The following is an 18160-nucleotide window of genomic DNA, read 5'->3' as shown; positions in this document are numbered from 1 at the left end:
CTCAGCGTCCTCCTTCTTCAGATCCGTAAGTAATAACCTGCTCAGCCTGAACGGTTGTTGCTCCAGCAGATACAGCACTTGCTCCAGCCCCGTCTTCAGGAAGAAGGAGTGTCACTACATTTTGTCCCAGACTGCGTAATCTTGCCGCTTCTGTCAGTGCCTCGGCCCGACGTTTCGGGCTATATTGGATAAGTATCGGTTTCTTCTCTTCAATGGTAATACCGTGAACGCCATCAATAATCCGGTTGGTTTTCAGTGCAAACCCTGTAGCTGGCAACGAACGCCCGAATTGTTGTAACAGATTGTCATACCGCCCGCCGCTGCATACCGGAGATCCCAGTTCTGCTGCATATCCTTCAAACGTCATGCCCGTATAATAGGAGAAATCCCCGATCATCGTCAGATCAATCAGTACATGTTCGGATACACCGTACGCTTCCAACACTTCGAATACTGCACACAGATGCGCAATCGACTGTGCTGCTTCAGCGCTTGAACTTAGCTCTACCGCATGTGTGCAGACTTCCTTGCCACCGCGCAGACGCAGGATCGCTTCAAGCTGTTCTTTCAACTTGGGTTCCAGGTTCAATGCTTCAATGGACTGGCGATAGCCGACATAATCACGTCCGAGCAGCCCTTCCTTCAATTGCTCCTGTTCCGTTGTCTGGCCTGGAATCACTTCCTCCAGTAATCCGTTCAGGAATCCCATATGACCCATCGCTATTTTAAAAGAAGATACGCCCGCTGCCTGCAAAGAGGCAATCGCAAGCGCAACAACTTCTGCATCCGCCTCAGGTGAGTCATCTCCAACCAGCTCCACCCCTGTCTGGAAGAACTCCGCCTCGCGTCCAGCTTCCTCTTCAATCGAACGAAATACGTTCGCATGATAGGACAGACGCAGTGGCAATTGCTCATCTTTGAGCATGGACGAAACGACACGTGCAATCGGAGCCGTTAGATCCGATCGCAGCACCAGGGTGGTTCCCCGGCTGTTCAATAATTTAAACAATTTGCGATCCGATGTAGAGCTGGCTACACCTACCGTGTCGTAATATTCAATCGTTGGTGTGATGATCTGACGGTAACCCCAGCGTTCCATACATTCTAGTACATTCCGCTCAATCGTACGCAGCTTGGATACAACATGTGGTGTATAGTCGCGAAATCCGGTCGGTTTTTCAAATCCTTTTGGTTTGGACATTGGTATTATTCACCCCGAGTCAGTAATTTAAGAGTGGTGCTCATTCTATTTCAACAGGATTTATGTAGTGTAAATCCCCATTCTATCTTGTAACCCTGAATCAACGTATTGCTGCACAAGCTTTTAACTATTGGTTTAGTTCAACCTTTATCACGTTTAATTTCCCCAACAATACTTTCACATGGTAAAGTGCTAACAAACTAAAGGATATGGGATATGATAACATGAAATCCGCACTACCGTCAACAATACCGAAGCTTGATTGCCCTTGGATCGGCATCTCGTTTTATATTCGCACCGGTACCCTCACCCATCGGTATTTATATACGAAAAAAGCTGCCATAAGCAGCTTTTTACTTCAACCCATCTTCTTTCATTACGTTGTGGACTTAATGCACACTACCCTGAGAAGAATCATCCGTGTTAAAGACAGTCTCTTCCGTAGAAGCTGCCGCACGGGATAAGTCACGTAGTGGATTACCTCCAACAAAAGCTCCTGGTGCAACATCCTTATGTACGACAGCTCCAGCAGCTACAACCGCTCCATCCCCTATGGTTACCCCAGGCAGAATCGTTGTATTGGCACCAATCAGTACATTTTCCCCGATAATCACCTCACCGAGCCTGTACTCCTTAATGAGATACTCATGAGCGAGAATTGTTGTGTTGTAACCGATGACCGAGTTTTCGCCGACCGTTATTTTCTCCGGAAAAAACACATCCACCATCACCATCAGGCCAAAGGCCGTATGTTTTCCCACCTTCATCCCCAGCATTCGGCGATAAATCCAGTTCTTCACCGATAGGATCGGACAGTAACGTGACAACTGGATCCAGATAAAATTACGAACGCCCTTCCACGGACTCACTGTCTTGTAGATATGCCAAAGTGCATTCTGGTCCTCTACCGGATAGCGGGTTACTTTTCTCATGAACGACCCGTTTCAATACGGATGAGTTCTAACAAGTCTCTCATGTCGTGCAACATGTGATCGGGGCCATATCCGTTCAGGATTGTTTCTCCTTTAAGAGACCATGCAACCCCCGCCGAGAGTGCACCCGCATTTTGAGCCGATTGGATATCCACCGGACTATCACCAACCATCAACGTTTTAGCAGGATCTGCACCCAGTTCCGTCATTGCTTTCAACACAGGCTCAGCATGTGGCTTCGGATTCGTCACATCAGTCACGGTCACAATCGTCTTCATATATTTCAGTAGGTCAAAACGTTCCAGCACCTTTAATGTAGATGGACGAATTTTGGTTGTGACCACCCCCATCACAATGCCAGCCTGATGCAACGCCTCTACTACCTCAATGACATGTGGAAAAGGTCTAACCATCGCTTCATGATGGATATCATTATAGGCACGATAACCTTTCACGTACTCAGAGACTTCCTCTTGTCCAGAAAAGGTACGCATTTGCTGCTCCAGTGTGCCACCCATATGCGGAATGATCTGTTCACGTGTCCATGGAGCTGAATGCTCCCATCCCCCCATGACATGCTGGAATGAGCTGATAATCAGCTCATTGGTATCAATAATGGTTCCGTCCAGATCGAACAATACCGTGTCAATCATGTTGCATTACTCCTTTTTATCATCAACTTGCTTCGGGTCATCTTTGGCTGGAGGTGTTACCTTGCTCTCTTTGCCAACAACTGTTCCCGTATGTTCCATATCATCAGAGGTAACTTTGGACGATACAATCGGATCACTGTAACGAACATCGGCTTTACCTGTCACTCTTCTCACCACTATGAATACAACAGCAACAATAATGATACCAATAGCGAGCAGTTGCGAGATTCTTACGTTGCCATAAGCAGGATCAAGATATCCTTGTTCGAAGCCCATCACAGTCATTGGAGACCACAGCCCGTTCACTAATGAAGCGACCCATTGCGGAGCCTGGAAGCCCAGACTGTCCGTACGCAAAGCTTCAATGAAGAAACGACCGATAGAGTACCAGATGAAATAGGACATGAACAGTTCACCTGAACGCAGGAATTTCTGACGACGCAGAATCAGCAGCAAGATTAGACCAGCGAGACTCCATACTGATTCATACAAAAACGCAGGATGATGGAATACACCTTCTACGTTCATTTGATTCACAATAAAGTCCGGCAGATGAAGCTTGTCTCTCAAAAATGATTCTTCCACAGGACCGCCATAGGCTTCCTGATTCACAAAGTTCCCCCAACGTCCGATCATCTGTCCAACAATCAGTCCAGGCGCACAGATATCGGCCATACGCCAGAAGTTATAGCCTTTACGACGGAAGAAAATAACTGCACAGATGATTGCACCAATAAGGGCACCATAGATGGCGATACCGCCATTCCATATTTTAAAGACATCCCAGAAATTATCCTTGTAATCTTCCCACTTAAATGCGACATAGTAGATGCGGGCACCAATGATGGCAGAAGGCACACCCAGCAGAACCATGTCCATGAACACTTCCTGTGGGATATTGTAGCGTTTGCCCTCCCGGATCACGAGCAGCAGTCCTATAAGTGCCGCGGCACCAAGAATAAGCCCGTACCAGTGAACCTTTAACGCTCCAATAGAGAACGCAATCGGGTTCAACAGTAATAATGTATCCATTCATTCACACTCCTATTTATTCGATCAATCACACGCATGACGAATGGTTGGCATGCCCTGCGCCTCCAGAGAAGCAGTACACGTCAACCATTTATCTTCATTTCCTTGTATAAAATGTTTCTTAATCCATGTCTTCCATATCTTCCGAGATGGTTGCTGTCAGCTTGTTCGTGAATTGCAGTGCAGCATTAAGACCCATCTGTTTCAGACGATAGTTCATTCCGGCTACTTCAATAATAACCGCCAAGTTCCGTCCCGGACGAACAGGAATCGTAACGAGAGGCACATCGGTATCAATGATACGTGTAGTCTCTTCGTCCAGACCCAGACGATCGTATTGTTTATCCTGCTGCCATGCTTCCAGACGTACAACCAGGGTAATCCGTTTGTTATTCCGAACGGCACCAGCTCCGAATAATGTCATGACGTTGATAATACCGACACCTCGAATTTCGAGCAAGTGGCGGATCAATTCAGGTGCAGTACCGTGAAGCTGAAAATCTGACGTTTGGCGAATCTCTACCGCATCATCGGCAATCAGTCGGTGTCCACGTTTAACCAGTTCAAGTGCTGTTTCACTCTTACCAATACCGCTACTACCTGTAATCAACATACCAACCCCGTATACATCACACAGTACACCATGAATCGTGGCAGTAGGTGCTAATTTCCCCTCCAAAAATCCGGTAATCCGGCTGGACAGAATTGTTGTTGCCATATTACTGCGTAATACAGCCAGATCCCGTTCTTCACTGATATCAATCAGCTCTTGCGGGACTTCAAGTCCGCGCGTTACAACGATACAAGGCGTCTCTTCTGTACAAAGACGTTGCATACGATCACGCCGCTCTTGCTCGGGTAACATTGCAAAGAAAGCTAACTCCGTTCTTCCAAGTAGCTGTACCCGTTCTTGAGGATGGTATTCAAAATAACCGGCCATTTCCAGACCAGGACGGTTCAGATCATCTACCGTAATGACTCTTTTCAATCCGTGAGATCCAGAAACAACCTCCAACTGAAACTGCTGTACCAATTCGGATACTTTCACTTTTTTCGCCATTTGTCTCTTCCTTTCAGCATTCGCTGTACCTCTATGTAATTCAGATCGTGTATCAGTTCTTTCCATTATTAGCGCATTCACAACATGGGGTACAGAATGCATACCCTTCCAACAGTCGGTTCTCTCAGATATATGAAGACAGACCTTCAAATAATCTTAAATGAATTCCGGGATGAATGCAATCGTAGCCTCCGACAACCATTAGTAAGAAAAAACCTTCTGATCGAGCACCCATTGGGAATACTACATGGATGGTTTAGCGGTTGTTTATCAGGTAAATGTTAATCCTTGCTCCGCTGAATATTATAGAATTCATTAATTTTTTTAAAAAAAGCCCCTTCCAGCAATAACGGAAGGGGCTCTCATTACAATGTATAATTGCGTTAACTGTCAGATTCCATCGTCACCGATGAATCCCAGTAATATTAGTCTTGAAGAAGTACGTTCACTTCAGTCTCTTTGTCAAAGATATGAACTTTGTTCATGTCGATGGCCATTTTAACTGTGGAACCATCACGAGTGTTAGAACGTCCGTCTACACGTGCGATTGTAGTATCGTTACCTACACCGCTCAAGTAGAGGAGCATTTCGTGACCCAGGTTCTCTGTTACATCTACGTGAGTAGAGAATACAGAGTTCGGGGATGCTTCCAGGAATACTGGCTCTTCGTGAATGTCTTCTGGACGAACACCCAGAATGACTTCTTTGCCAATGTATCCTCTAGATTTCAACACTTGTGCTTTACCTTGCGGGATTTCAACGTCCACGCCTGGAGCTACGAAGTGCAGGTTAGCACCTTGCTCAGCCAGTTTACCCGAGATAAAGTTCATTGTCGGGGAACCGATGAAACCAGCTACGAACAGGTTAGCCGGCAGGTTATACAACTCTTCCGGAGAAGCTGCTTGTTGGATGATACCATCCTTCATAACTACGATCCGGTCACCCATCGTCATTGCTTCGATTTGGTCATGCGTTACGTAGATAACTGTTGTTTCCAAACGTTTAGCCAGTTTAGTGATTTCCGCACGCATCTGACCACGAAGTTTAGCATCCAAGTTGGAGAGAGGCTCATCCATCAAGAAGACTTGTGGATCACGGACAATCGCACGTCCTAGAGCGACACGCTGACGTTGACCACCGGACAATGCCTTAGGTTTACGCTCAAGCAAATGCTCGATATCCAGGATTTTAGCTGCTTCACGTACACGTTTGTCGATCTCGTCCTTTTTAACCTTACGCAATTTCAAACCAAACGCCATGTTTTGATATACGCTCATATGCGGATACAAGGCATAGGATTGGAATACCATCGCGATATCGCGGTCTTTAGGTGCAACATCATTAACGACACGGTCACCGATATAGAGTTTACCTTCAGAAATTTCCTCAAGGCCTGCGATCATACGCAGTGTTGTTGATTTACCACAACCGGACGGACCTACCAATACCAGAAATTCTTTATCTTTAATGTCCAGGTTAATGTCAACTACAGTTGCTTTATCAGAACCCGGGTATTTTTTGAAAATATGCTCTAAACGTACTCCAGCCATGATTGTTGCCTCCTCAGAGATCATTTTGTAATCGAATACAATTTGTATTTTTATATTACCCTATCTGTATGAGGTTTGACTATTCGCAAACTGCACAAAAATATCAATGCTTTTTCGTCACTTTGTACATAAGCAGTAAAAACTGCACTAGAACAGCACTTTCGAAGTGCCTTACATCGTATCCAATCTCCTGTTTGATCTTGTCCAGACGATAAACCAACGTATTACGATGAATAAAAAGCCGTTTGGCTGTCTCGCTCACATTACAGTCCAGGCTAAAAAAGGTTTCTAACGTAGCAAGAGTCTCACTATCATTTAAGATTAACGTGTCCTTGCCTGTTTCCTGTATAAATCGTATCCGTTGTTCATCTGGAATGCTCGCTACCAACCGTTCCAGATGAAGATCCCATGGGAGATGAATATGCTGCGTAACATGGAATGCTCTCCCCAATTGCACACTTTCTTTAAGAAGCGCTGTAACTGATACTAATTGTTCTGCGGGTATGCACGGTAGGGATGCAGACAGATGGAACACCCCAGCCCATTCACTGGCTACCAGTTCATGTAACCCCAGACAAAAAGCGTTCAGTGAATCCTTTTGGGCATCCGGTGTATCTTCCTCGGCTTCTTCTGTAACGATTTCTTTATCACCCATGAAAACCCACTCTTGCTCCCCCAAAGGAATCAATACAATCTCCTCGCCAAAATAACTCTCAAGCAGCTTGTTGAGTTCCTTGGATCGTAGACGATGTGCATCCGGTGTATCCCCTTGCAGCAAGAACAGAATCTTCTCAGCATTCAATCCAGCAGGCACCACAAAGTGATCAGGAACCGTTTGAGATTCCTGCTTGGATGGTTCTTCGATCTGCTCTCTAAGCCAGAGACCCAATTCAGTCAAATACTGCTCCCTATCATTCTCATATACAACAGGCTGTGTCTCATCGGGTAATTCTGTGTTGGAACGGATCAAAAGCTCAATAAATCTCCGTCTCTCCACAGTGATGGATCTTGCAGCGCATCCCCAACATACCACGGTCTCTTCTTTCTCATTCATCCGAACCTTAAAAAATATGCGCTCTCCCGTATTCAGACTGATCACATCGGATGAGCTTGGAGATGTATTTTGTTCAGATAGCTCCAGACTTTCACCTTTATCACCATAGGTCTCTGAATTTTCATGAAGACCCACCAGATTCGTAACGGATTGCGTCCATTCCTCTATTGTAATTTCATATTCGTCCAAAGTTGTGCCTATAATGACTTCAATTTGCTGTTTTAGATCAGGTATGAACTTCATATAATGAACGTCACCACTCTGCATGTTTTCTATTAGTTTATCATATCTTGCACAGCATTAATAAATATCCATAATCCGTTAAAATTACATAACAAAAAAGAGCGACTAATCAAATTAATGATTAATCACTCTTTTTTTAAAGATGAGTCATGAAGGGCTCGAACCTTCGACACCCTGATTAAAAGTCAGGTGCTCTACCAACTGAGCTAATGACTCATAAAACTGGTGGAGGATGATGGATTCGAACCACCGAACCCGTACGGGAGCAGATTTACAGTCTGATGCGTTTGGCCACTTCGCTAATCCTCCAGGGATTAAAGGTGGCTCGGGACGGAATCGAACCGCCGACACGAGGATTTTCAGTCCTCTGCTCTACCGACTGAGCTACCGAGCCATATTTAATTTTTAGGATTAATGGCGGAACCGACGGGATTCGAACCCGCGATCTCCTGCGTGACAGGCAGGCATGTTAGGCCAACTACACCACGGTTCCAGGCATTAATGGTGCCGGCGAGAGGACTTGAACCCCCAACCTACTGATTACAAGTCAGTTGCTCTACCAGTTGAGCTACACCGGCGTATATGGTGGAGGCTGAGGGGATCGAACCCCCGACCCTCTGCTTGTAAGGCAGATGCTCTCCCAGCTGAGCTAAGCCTCCTGGGTAATATGGTAGCGGCGGAGGGGATCGAACCCCCGACCTTACGGGTATGAACCGTACGCTCTAGCCAGCTGAGCTACACCGCCATATTAGTTGTGTCTTGATTGCTTGTCCATCTTAAGGTAAAGATGGCGGAGAGAGAGGGATTCGAACCCTCGCACCGCTTACGCAGTCTAACCCCTTAGCAGAGGGTCCCCTTATAGCCACTTGGGTATCTCTCCAAATAACAATCTTCAACATCATTCAAGGATTGCTCCCTGAAAACTAGATTCGAAACAAAACATGCGAATTATCACTTGCATATTTGGATAAGCCCTCGACCGATTAGTACTGGTCAGCTCCATGCATTGCTGCACTTCCACCCCCAGCCTATCTACCTCGTCGTCTTCAAGGGGTCTTACATACTGGGAAATCTCATCTTGAGGGGGGCTTCACGCTTAGATGCTTTCAGCGTTTATCCCGTCCGTACATAGCTACCCAGCGGTGCTCCTGGCGGAACAACTGGTACACCAGCGGTACGTCCATCCCGGTCCTCTCGTACTAAGGACAGCTCCTCTCAAATTTCCTACGCCCACGACAGATAGGGACCGAACTGTCTCACGACGTTCTGAACCCAGCTCGCGTACCGCTTTAATGGGCGAACAGCCCAACCCTTGGGACCTACTTCAGCCCCAGGATGCGATGAGCCGACATCGAGGTGCCAAACCTCCCCGTCGATGTGGACTCTTGGGGGAGATAAGCCTGTTATCCCCAGGGTAGCTTTTATCCGTTGAGCGATGGCCCTTCCATGCGGTACCACCGGATCACTAAGCCCGACTTTCGTCCCTGCTCGACTTGTAGGTCTCGCAGTCAAGCTCCCTTATGCCTTTGCACTCTTCGAATGATTTCCAACCATTCTGAGGGAACCTTTGGGCGCCTCCGTTACTCTTTAGGAGGCGACCGCCCCAGTCAAACTGCCCACCTGACACTGTCCCCGCACCGGATTACGGTACCAGGTTAGAACCTAGATACGATCAGGGTGGTATCCCAACGTTGCCTCCACGCAAGCTGGCGCTCACGCTTCAAAGGCTCCCACCTATCCTGTACAGATCGTACCCAAATTCAATATCAAGCTGCAGTAAAGCTCCATGGGGTCTTTCCGTCTTGTCGCGGGTAACCTGCATCTTCACAGGTATTAAAATTTCACCGGATCTCTCGTTGAGACAGCGCCCAAGTCGTTACGCCATTCGTGCGGGTCAGAATTTACCTGACAAGGAATTTCGCTACCTTAGGACCGTTATAGTTACGGCCGCCGTTTACTGGGGCTTCGGTTCACAGCTTCGGATTGCTCCTAACCACTCCCCTTAACCTTCCAGCACCGGGCAGGCGTCAGCCCGTATACTTCGCCTTACGGCTTCGCACAGACCTGTGTTTTTGCTAAACAGTCGCTTGGGCCTTTTCACTGCGGCCCCCTCGTGCTATTCACACTACCGGGGCACCCCTTCTCCCGAAGTTACGGGGTCATTTTGCCGAGTTCCTTAACGAGAGTTCTTCCGCGCGCCTTAGAATACTCTTCTCGCCTACCTGTGTCGGTTTGCGGTACGGGCACCTTCACCTGGCTAGAGGCTTTTCTTGGCAGTGTGAGATCATGACCTTCGCTACTACAATTTTCGCTCCCCATCACAGCTCAGCCTTATGATGTGCGGATTTGCCTACACATCAACCTCACTGCTTAGACGGACATCCATCAGTCCGCGTCACTACCCTACTGCGTCCCCCCATTGCTCATAACGGCTTACGGTGGTACAGGAATTTCGACCTGTTGTCCTTCGACTACGCCTTTCGGCCTCGCCTTAGGTCCCGACTTACCCTGAGCGGACGAGCCTTCCTCAGGAACCCTTAGGCTTTCGGCGGATCAGATTCTCACTGATCTTTTCGTTACTCATACCGGCATTCTCACTTGTATAATGTCCAGCGCTCCTTACGGTACACCTTCAACCCTTATACAACGCTCCCCTACCCCTGATGCAAGCATCAAGCCATAGCTTCGGTGGTGTGTTTAGCCCCGTTACATTTTCGGCGCAGAGTCACTCGACCAGTGAGCTATTACGCACTCTTTCAATGGTGGCTGCTTCTAAGCCAACATCCTGGTTGTCTGTGCAACTCCACATCCTTTCCCACTTAACACACACTTGGGGACCTTAGCTGATGGTCTGGGCTGTTTCCCTTTTGACAATGGATCTTAGCACTCACTGTCTGACTCCCGGAAGTAAGTCTATGGCATTCGGAGTTTGACTGAGCTTGGTAACCCTTGCGGGCCCCGCACCCAATCAGTGCTCTACCTCCACGACTCTGTTTTCCGAGGCTAGCCCTAAAGCTATTTCGGGGAGAACCAGCTATCTCCGAGTTCGATTGGAATTTCTCCGCTACCCCCACCTCATCCCCGCACTTTTCAACGTGCGTGGGTTCGGGCCTCCAGTGCGTGTTACCGCACCTTCACCCTGGACAGGGGTAGATCACCCGGTTTCGGGTCTACGTCCACGTACTATGTCGCCCTATTCAGACTCGCTTTCGCTGCGGCTCCGGCTCTTCACCTTAACCTTGCACGGGAACGTAACTCGCCGGTTCATTCTACAAAAGGCACGCCATCACCCCTAAAACGGGCTCTGACTTTTTGTAAGCACACGGTTTCAGGTTCTATTTCACTCCCCTTCCGGGGTGCTTTTCACCTTTCCCTCACGGTACTGCTTCACTATCGGTCGCTAGGAAGTATTTAGCCTTGGCAGATGGTCCTGCCGGATTCATACGGGGTTTCACGTGCCCCGCACTACTCGGGATCCGTCTCGGAGGGAACAGACTTTCAATTACAGGGCTTTTACCTTCTTTGGCGGGCCTTTCCAGACCTCTTCGCTTAACCGGTTCCTTTGTAACTCCATGTGAGACGTCCCACAACCCCAAAGAGCAAGCTCTCTGGTTTGGGCTTCTCCGCGTTCGCTCGCCGCTACTGACGGAATCACTATTGTTTTCTCTTCCTCAGGGTACTTAGATGTTTCAGTTCCCCTGGTATGCCTCTACATAACCTATGTATTCAGTTATGAGTAACTGGAAATTACCCCAGCTGGGTTTCCCCATTCGGACACCCCCGGATCAAAGCTTGCTTACAGCTCCCCGAGGCAGTTTCGTTGTTCGCCACGTCCTTCATCGGCTCCTAGCGCCTAGGCATCCTCCGTGTGCTCTTAGTAGCTTAACCAAATTGCTCCGGTTTCGATCGCTCGCTTCCCTTGTTTTGGACTGCGTCCAAAGCCAAAAGTCGCTCCCACTCGATACCATCGCAACAGCAATTAACTACCGTTTTTATTGAAACTTGTTATACACAAGTTCAGCTAAAAAGGAATGTTCTAATTCGCATTTACTTTCGTTTCGATATCTAGTTTTCAAAGAACAAACTTGTAAAACATTTTTGGTGGAGCCAAGCGGGATCGAACCGCTGACCTCCTGCTTGCAAGGCAGGCGCTCTCCCAGCTGAGCTATGGCCCCATATAAATTTTTAAAGGTATAGATGGTGGGCCCTGGTGGACTCGAACCACCGGCCTCACCCTTATCAGAGGTGCGCTCTAACCAACTGAGCTAAGGGCCCACATTATATATACTTTTTTTGAACCCAGAATGGGTTACGCTTGGCGGCGTTCTACTCTCCCAGGACCCTGCGGTCCAAGTACCATTGACGCTGAAGGGCTTAACGGTCGTGTTCGGGATGGGAACGTGTGGAACCCCTTCGCTATCGCCACCAAACGTTTGAGAGTTTGAGCTCTCAAAACTGAGCAACGAGTGAGTGTTTTGCAGCTAAGCTGCGTATTTGAATGTTTCCACGCGGGAAACGATTCTCCATAGAAAGGAGGTGATCCAGCCGCACCTTCCGATACGGCTACCTTGTTACGACTTCACCCCAATCATCTATCCCACCTTCGGCGGCTGGCTCCTTGCGGTTACCCCACCGACTTCGGGTGTTATAAACTCTCGTGGTGTGACGGGCGGTGTGTACAAGACCCGGGAACGTATTCACCGCGGCATGCTGATCCGCGATTACTAGCAATTCCGACTTCATGCAGGCGAGTTGCAGCCTGCAATCCGAACTGAGACCGGCTTTTTAGGATTCGTTCCACCTCGCGGCTTCACAGCCCGTTGTACCGGCCATTGTAGTACGTGTGTAGCCCAGGTCATAAGGGGCATGATGATTTGACGTCATCCCCACCTTCCTCCGGTTTGTCACCGGCAGTCACCTTAGAGTGCCCACCCGAAGTGCTGGCAACTAAGATCAAGGGTTGCGCTCGTTGCGGGACTTAACCCAACATCTCACGACACGAGCTGACGACAACCATGCACCACCTGTCTCCTCTGTCCCGAAGGAAAGATACATCTCTGCATCGATCAGAGGGATGTCAAGACCTGGTAAGGTTCTTCGCGTTGCTTCGAATTAAACCACATACTCCACTGCTTGTGCGGGTCCCCGTCAATTCCTTTGAGTTTCAGTCTTGCGACCGTACTCCCCAGGCGGAGTGCTTAATGTGTTAACTTCGGCACCAAGGGTATCGAAACCCCTAACACCTAGCACTCATCGTTTACGGCGTGGACTACCAGGGTATCTAATCCTGTTTGCTCCCCACGCTTTCGCGCCTCAGCGTCAGTTACAGCCCAGAGAGTCGCCTTCGCCACTGGTGTTCCTCCACATATCTACGCATTTCACCGCTACACGTGGAATTCCACTCTCCTCTTCTGCACTCAAGTCACCCAGTTTCCAGTGCGATCCGGGGTTGAGCCCCGGGATTAAACACCAGACTTAAATGACCGCCTGCGCGCGCTTTACGCCCAATAATTCCGGACAACGCTTGCCCCCTACGTATTACCGCGGCTGCTGGCACGTAGTTAGCCGGGGCTTTCTTCTCAGGTACCGTCACCTTGAGAGCAGTTACTCTCCCAAGCGTTCTTCCCTGGCAACAGAGCTTTACGATCCGAAAACCTTCATCACTCACGCGGCATTGCTCCGTCAGGCTTTCGCCCATTGCGGAAGATTCCCTACTGCTGCCTCCCGTAGGAGTCTGGGCCGTGTCTCAGTCCCAGTGTGGCCGATCACCCTCTCAGGTCGGCTACGCATCGTCGCCTTGGTGAGCCGTTACCCCACCAACTAGCTAATGCGCCGCAGGCCCATCCCCAAGTGACAGATTGCTCCGTCTTTCCAGTTTCCTTCAGGCGAAGAAAACAACTATTCGGTATTAGCTACCGTTTCCGGTAGTTGTCCCAAACTTGAGGGCAGGTTGCCTACGTGTTACTCACCCGTCCGCCGCTAAGTCTCAAAGAAGCAAGCTTCTTATCAACTCCGCTCGACTTGCATGTATTAGGCATGCCGCCAGCGTTCGTCCTGAGCCAGGATCAAACTCTCCAATAAAGTATTGAAAAGAGCGATAAGCTCATTTTGAATCTGACGAGATTAAACATCTCATTTGTGCTCCAGTCGATTCAAGCCAAGGCTTGTTTCAAACTTTCGCGTTCATTCTGCAAGCAGAATGTTTACTCACTCGTTGTTCAGTTTTCAAAGATCAAACTTGTTTTTTTGTCACCATTTTCTCTCAGCGGCGACTTTTATAATATATCATACTTCGTTTGTTTTGGTCAAGTGTTTTTTTGAAATTCTTTTTCGAAGCTCATAATGAACTTCTTCATTTCATCGAAAGCATGTAACCAAGCAAGCAAAGCAACGAGATATAATGTACCATATAAATATCCTGGGAGTCAACTATCCAAACAAAGAAAATTTCAACCCCAATAATAGGCCCACACCTGGCAGTCCCAAAACAGTCACTGTCCCTATCGTTGCAGGGTTCAACGGGATGTAGGTTCCTATAATCCAGCCGGAATAATTCACGATGTATATCCCCACTGCAGCAAGCACCAGATGGATTCCAAATGACGTAAATACCGACAACCCTATCCGCTTTCTGAATAAAACCACAATAAGCCCCAGTAAAGATACAACTAGTACGCTCCCCAGTATAATACTCTTCATATGGTACACCTCCATGTATAATGTAATCTCAGCTCTACATACTCAATCCTCGCTGTGATGCAACATCATCATTAGCTCTGGCTCGCTTTGCTCTTCTCAAATGAATCTGGTACTTTCGCTCAGCTGCCTCCAATACATAAATAGCATAATCAATCTCATCCTGCCCCTGCGCATCTTCAAACTGCCTCATAGCCCGTTCCCACTCCTGCTTAGCCGTCTGAACATCTGCATAGATCTGATCCTCCTCAAGCTCCTTCAACATTCTGTTGTGTTTCTCTATTGAGTTCCGTGTATTTCGCCACAAAAACATAAACTCTCCTCCTCCTGATCAGCACAGCATATTCTCATACTTATCAAGGAAAGGACAAACTTAGAACTTGAGCATTTATTTTCTCCACAAAAAAAGAGAGCCCTAGGGCTCTCTTTGCTCATCGAAACTTCTTTAGCTTCCGAAGTTTCCAAGGAAGTTCATTGTTTAATTCAAACTGAAAACACTAACGCATCTCTCTGCGCCCTTCTAACGCCTTGGAAAGGGTCACTTCATCCGCATATTCAAGATCGCCACCTACAGGCAATCCATGCGCAATCCGGGTCACACTGATCTCAAACGGACGTACCAAACGGGAGATGTACATCGCTGTAGCCTCACCCTCAATATTGGGGTTTGTCGCCAAGATGATCTCTTTAATACGTTCATCACTTAATCGAATCAGGAGTTCCTTCAAACGAATATCATCTGGTCCAATTCCCTCCATAGGTGAGATCGCACCCTGTAACACATGATAGTATCCATCGAATTCCTTGGTGCGCTCCATGGCCACCAGATCTTTCGAATCCTGAACTACACAGATTACAGAGACATCCCTGGACTTATCCTGACAGATGCGACACGGGTCGGTATCGGTAATATTACAACATACAGAACAGTAATGAAGATTACGCTTCACACTTACGAGTGCTTTGGCAAAATCAATAACGTCATCTTCCTTCATGTTAAGCACATGAAAAGCTAAACGAGCTGCCGTCTTGGGGCCAACACCCGGCAATCGAGTGAAGGCATCAATCAGCTTGGCTATTGGTTCGGGATAATACAATCGATTGTGTCTCCTTTGACAGGATCAATTTTTAATTAAAATAATCCCGGAATATTCATGCCGCCAGTGAACTTGCCCATATCCTTGTTGGCAATTTCATCAGCTTTGGCCATTGCATCATTAACAGCTGTCATAACGAGATCCTGCAACATTTCCACATCTTCCGGATCTACCGCTTCAGGTTTGATCGTGATAGCAAGCAATTTCTTGTGTCCGTTAACTTCAGCCGTCACTACACCGCCACCGGATGTACCTTGGACTGTTTTGTCCGCCAATTCCTCTTGTGCTTTCAGCATTTGCTCCTGCATTTTCTTCACTTGTTTCATCATTTGGTTCATGTTGTTCATAATTGTTCATCTCCTTTGTTATGGTTATCGCGCTATGCGCATTATTCTTTGATCACTACAAGGTCCTCACCAAAGAGTTGAATGGCTTCATCTATCCAAGGCTGTTTACTGCTTGAACCACCGTCTTCATGCTCGGGTTCAAGCTTAAAGTCCTCCTTTGGGGTTTCAGAAGCTCCCTCCGTTGCTCCGGTCCAATCTTTAAGCATCATCGTCACCAATCGCGCAGGACGCCCAAGCTGCTCGGACAACACCCGCTCAATGACTTCACGGTTAGCCTGCTTCTCCGTTGTTTCACGGTGAATGTTGTTTTTAAAAGCAACCAACACATTGTCCTCAAGCAATGATACCGGCTCACCATCCACGAACCAGGCGTGAACGGTAACCCTCTCTTCCTTCACCCTTTGCAGGATCTGACTCCATTTTTTGCTGATCTCTGCGAACTCAGGGGCTCCCTTGCGCGCAACATACTGATCCAACTGTACAGGAAGCTTCGCAGGCGAGTTCCCTCTCGATACAGGAGCTCTTGTTGCCGGACGCGACGGAGCGCTCGATGTACCTTCGCCACCAGACAACCCACTCTTTAGTGCACGATCCAACTTCTTCTCCAACTCAGCAAGCTGCTGCTTCAAGCGATTGATCTCTCCCCCATCAGCAGGTGCTGCATGAGCTGAAGCTCCCACCTGAACAGAAGCCTCGACTTGAGCTGGAATACTACACAGTTTAAGCAATGCAACTTCAAATAATGTCTGTGGTTGTACTGCATACTTCATTTCACTCTGGTACCGATTAAGAGTATCAATCATGTGGAACAGTTGTTCCCTGGTAAATGACTCTGCCATATCACGGAAAGATTCCGGATTAAGTACCCGGTCCGTCAGTTTATCTGCATCAGGTACCATCTTAATCATAAGTAAATCGCGGAAATAATACAGCAAATTCTCCATGCACTTGTCTGCGCTCTTTCCTTCATGCATGAAACCTTCAATCATCTGCAGAATATGACCAACATCACCCTTGAGCAGCGAAGCAGCCAGTTTGGCAAATTGCTCTGAAGCAATTCCACCCGTCATGTCCATAACCTGCTGGTACGTTACTCGCCCATCTGTAAATGAAGAGATCTGATCCAGCACACTGAGTGCATCCCTCATTCCACCGTCTGATAAACGGGCAATGTATTGGAGCGCATCCTGGTCCGCTTCCATACCTTCCTGTTCACAGATCAGGGTAAGTCTTGCTGTCTGCTCTTCCAGGGAAACCCGACGAAAATCAAATCGCTGACAGCGCGATATAATGGTTGCCGGAAGGCGGTGTGGTTCTGTTGTTGCCAAAATAAACATCACATGTGGCGGTGGCTCTTCCAATGTTTTGAGCAAAGCATTGAATGCCTCCGTCGTCAGCATGTGCACTTCATCAATAATATAGACTTTCTGCCGGACTTCGGTTGGCGCATATTTAACCTTTTCGCGAAGATCACGGATTTCTTCAACGCCCCGATTGGATGCAGCATCAATCTCCTGCACATCCATCACAGCGCCAGTCGTAATCCTGCGGCAAGCTTCACACTCGTTACAAGGTTCAGGCGCAGGCCCACGTTCGCAGTTCACAGCTTTGGCCAAAATCTTGGCGGCACTTGTTTTCCCCGTTCCTCTGGGCCCGCTAAATAAGTAGGCATGGGAAGTCCGCTGTTCACGAATCGCGTTCTGCAAGGTCTGAATAATATGCTGTTGCCCCACCATATCTTGAAACGACTGGGGACGCCAAGCCCGGTATAACGCGATATGCTCCATGATGCGTTACCTTCCTTCCACTTCGCATTCGAGTCCTTTGTCGTTCCCCCATTATACTATATTCCAGGGTGAATCCAAACTTTATCTGACTCATTCATGCGTGGTTTTTTAAGACATATCAAAAAGACCCCTGCATACATACAACTGCAAAGGTCTCTACATTTAAATGGTAAGCCGTGCACCTGCTATCGATATTTGCGATCCAAGTGGCACCCCTGAACAATAGCTCGGGCTAGGCAACCCTCCGGCACAAGAGTGATCTCACTTATGGCTGCTTCCTTCCGGACCTGACCAGGTTCATGAGTACTCATTGCGGAGGACCCAACCGTCAACACCACGTTTAGGGACCAAACCTCACATCGGCAAAACCTCTAGCAGGAATTCAACCTCGCTATAGCGGATTGCGAGTTACAGGGCACCGCTACCTCCCCATCTAGCACGGTAAGAAATAGTATAACGTAAGGTCATCCAAATTGCAACTAGAGGAAAGGGAAGCAGAAGCAACTAT

General features: G+C 47.9%; 12 protein-coding genes, 10 tRNA genes, 3 rRNA genes and 1 other RNA gene. All 26 read right to left on the bottom strand.

Translation table 11 applies throughout. The annotated features are described in order from the left end of the window. Nucleotide 1: 1 nt before the first annotated feature. Nucleotides 2-1201 (bottom strand): ATP phosphoribosyltransferase regulatory subunit, encoded by a 1200-nt coding sequence (locus MKY85_RS00785; protein WP_342571552.1) that lies wholly within the window; start codon nt 1199-1201, stop codon nt 2-4. Nucleotides 1202-1590: 389 nt separating this feature from the next. Then, the gene (locus MKY85_RS00780) at nt 1591-2133 is read right to left on the bottom strand and encodes a DapH/DapD/GlmU-related protein (RefSeq protein ID WP_036616162.1); all 543 of its coding nucleotides are present in this window, start codon (nt 2131-2133) and stop codon (nt 1591-1593) included. Further along, nucleotides 2130-2786 carry a pyrophosphatase PpaX gene (gene ppaX / locus MKY85_RS00775; RefSeq protein WP_339238995.1) on the bottom strand — a complete coding sequence of 219 codons (657 nt, stop codon included), beginning with the start codon at nt 2784-2786 and terminating at the stop codon, nt 2130-2132. Before ppaX ends, MKY85_RS00780 begins: the two co-directional genes overlap by 4 nt. A gap of 6 nt (nt 2787-2792) precedes the next feature. Beyond that, nucleotides 2793-3818: a prolipoprotein diacylglyceryl transferase gene (gene lgt / locus MKY85_RS00770; RefSeq protein ID WP_342571551.1), complete on the bottom strand. Its 1026-nt coding sequence runs from the start codon at nt 3816-3818 to the stop codon at nt 2793-2795. A gap of 121 nt (nt 3819-3939) precedes the next feature. Next, nucleotides 3940-4878 carry an HPr(Ser) kinase/phosphatase gene (gene hprK / locus MKY85_RS00765; RefSeq protein WP_091011999.1) on the bottom strand — a complete coding sequence of 313 codons (939 nt, stop codon included), beginning with the start codon at nt 4876-4878 and terminating at the stop codon, nt 3940-3942. A 425-nt stretch (nt 4879-5303) separates the two neighbouring features. Then, the gene (gene ugpC / locus MKY85_RS00760; protein ID WP_062837775.1) at nt 5304-6428 is read right to left on the bottom strand and encodes a sn-glycerol-3-phosphate ABC transporter ATP-binding protein UgpC; all 1125 of its coding nucleotides are present in this window, start codon (nt 6426-6428) and stop codon (nt 5304-5306) included. Nucleotides 6429-6531: 103 nt separating this feature from the next. Continuing rightward, nucleotides 6532-7725 (bottom strand): helix-turn-helix domain-containing protein, encoded by a 1194-nt coding sequence (locus MKY85_RS00755; protein ID WP_342571550.1) that lies wholly within the window; start codon nt 7723-7725, stop codon nt 6532-6534. Nucleotides 7726-7868: 143 nt separating this feature from the next. Continuing rightward, nucleotides 7869-7941, bottom strand: a tRNA-Lys gene (locus MKY85_RS00750). A 7-nt stretch (nt 7942-7948) separates the two neighbouring features. Continuing rightward, nucleotides 7949-8034, bottom strand: a tRNA-Tyr gene (locus MKY85_RS00745). Nucleotides 8035-8046: 12 nt separating this feature from the next. Next, nucleotides 8047-8119, bottom strand: a tRNA-Phe gene (locus MKY85_RS00740). A gap of 21 nt (nt 8120-8140) precedes the next feature. Beyond that, a tRNA-Asp gene (locus MKY85_RS00735) sits at nt 8141-8218 on the bottom strand. Between the two features lie 9 nt (nt 8219-8227). After that, nucleotides 8228-8303, bottom strand: a tRNA-Thr gene (locus MKY85_RS00730). Between the two features lie 5 nt (nt 8304-8308). Continuing rightward, a tRNA-Val gene (locus MKY85_RS00725) sits at nt 8309-8384 on the bottom strand. Between the two features lie 9 nt (nt 8385-8393). Continuing rightward, nucleotides 8394-8470: transfer RNA gene (locus tag MKY85_RS00720), tRNA-Met, on the bottom strand. Nucleotides 8471-8513: 43 nt separating this feature from the next. Beyond that, a tRNA-Ser gene (locus MKY85_RS00715) sits at nt 8514-8605 on the bottom strand. Between the two features lie 83 nt (nt 8606-8688). Next, nucleotides 8689-11613 (bottom strand): 23S ribosomal RNA (locus MKY85_RS00710). A 211-nt stretch (nt 11614-11824) separates the two neighbouring features. Beyond that, nucleotides 11825-11900: transfer RNA gene (locus MKY85_RS00705), tRNA-Ala, on the bottom strand. A 23-nt stretch (nt 11901-11923) separates the two neighbouring features. Next, a tRNA-Ile gene (locus MKY85_RS00700) sits at nt 11924-12000 on the bottom strand. A gap of 38 nt (nt 12001-12038) precedes the next feature. Beyond that, nucleotides 12039-12155 (bottom strand): 5S ribosomal RNA (gene rrf / locus MKY85_RS00695). 99 nt (nt 12156-12254) lie between these two features. Next, nucleotides 12255-13806: ribosomal RNA gene (locus tag MKY85_RS00690) — 16S ribosomal RNA — on the bottom strand. Together the 16S, 23S and 5S rRNA genes with 10 tRNA genes alongside form the textbook arrangement of a ribosomal RNA operon. A gap of 348 nt (nt 13807-14154) precedes the next feature. After that, nucleotides 14155-14424: a pro-sigmaK processing inhibitor BofA family protein gene (locus MKY85_RS00685; RefSeq protein ID WP_339238991.1), complete on the bottom strand. Its 270-nt coding sequence runs from the start codon at nt 14422-14424 to the stop codon at nt 14155-14157. A 34-nt stretch (nt 14425-14458) separates the two neighbouring features. Further along, nucleotides 14459-14734, bottom strand: coding sequence for a DUF2508 family protein (locus MKY85_RS00680; RefSeq protein ID WP_342571549.1), 276 nt, complete (start codon nt 14732-14734; stop codon nt 14459-14461). Between the two features lie 184 nt (nt 14735-14918). Continuing rightward, the gene (gene recR, locus MKY85_RS00675; protein WP_062838113.1) at nt 14919-15518 is read right to left on the bottom strand and encodes a recombination mediator RecR; all 600 of its coding nucleotides are present in this window, start codon (nt 15516-15518) and stop codon (nt 14919-14921) included. 35 nt (nt 15519-15553) lie between these two features. After that, nucleotides 15554-15865: a YbaB/EbfC family nucleoid-associated protein gene (locus MKY85_RS00670; protein WP_036607248.1), complete on the bottom strand. Its 312-nt coding sequence runs from the start codon at nt 15863-15865 to the stop codon at nt 15554-15556. A gap of 41 nt (nt 15866-15906) precedes the next feature. Beyond that, nucleotides 15907-17652, bottom strand: coding sequence for a DNA polymerase III subunit gamma/tau (gene dnaX, locus MKY85_RS00665; RefSeq protein ID WP_342571548.1), 1746 nt, complete (start codon nt 17650-17652; stop codon nt 15907-15909). A gap of 174 nt (nt 17653-17826) precedes the next feature. Continuing rightward, nucleotides 17827-18094: signal recognition particle sRNA large type (gene ffs, locus MKY85_RS00660), an RNA gene on the bottom strand. Between the last annotated feature and the right edge of the window lie 66 nt (nt 18095-18160).

The organism is Paenibacillus sp. FSL R5-0749, assembly GCF_038595085.1.
GTDB lineage: Bacteria > Bacillota > Bacilli > Paenibacillales > Paenibacillaceae > Paenibacillus.
Note: the sequence above shows the minus strand (reverse complement) of the source record. Positions and strands in the feature narration are given on the sequence as shown.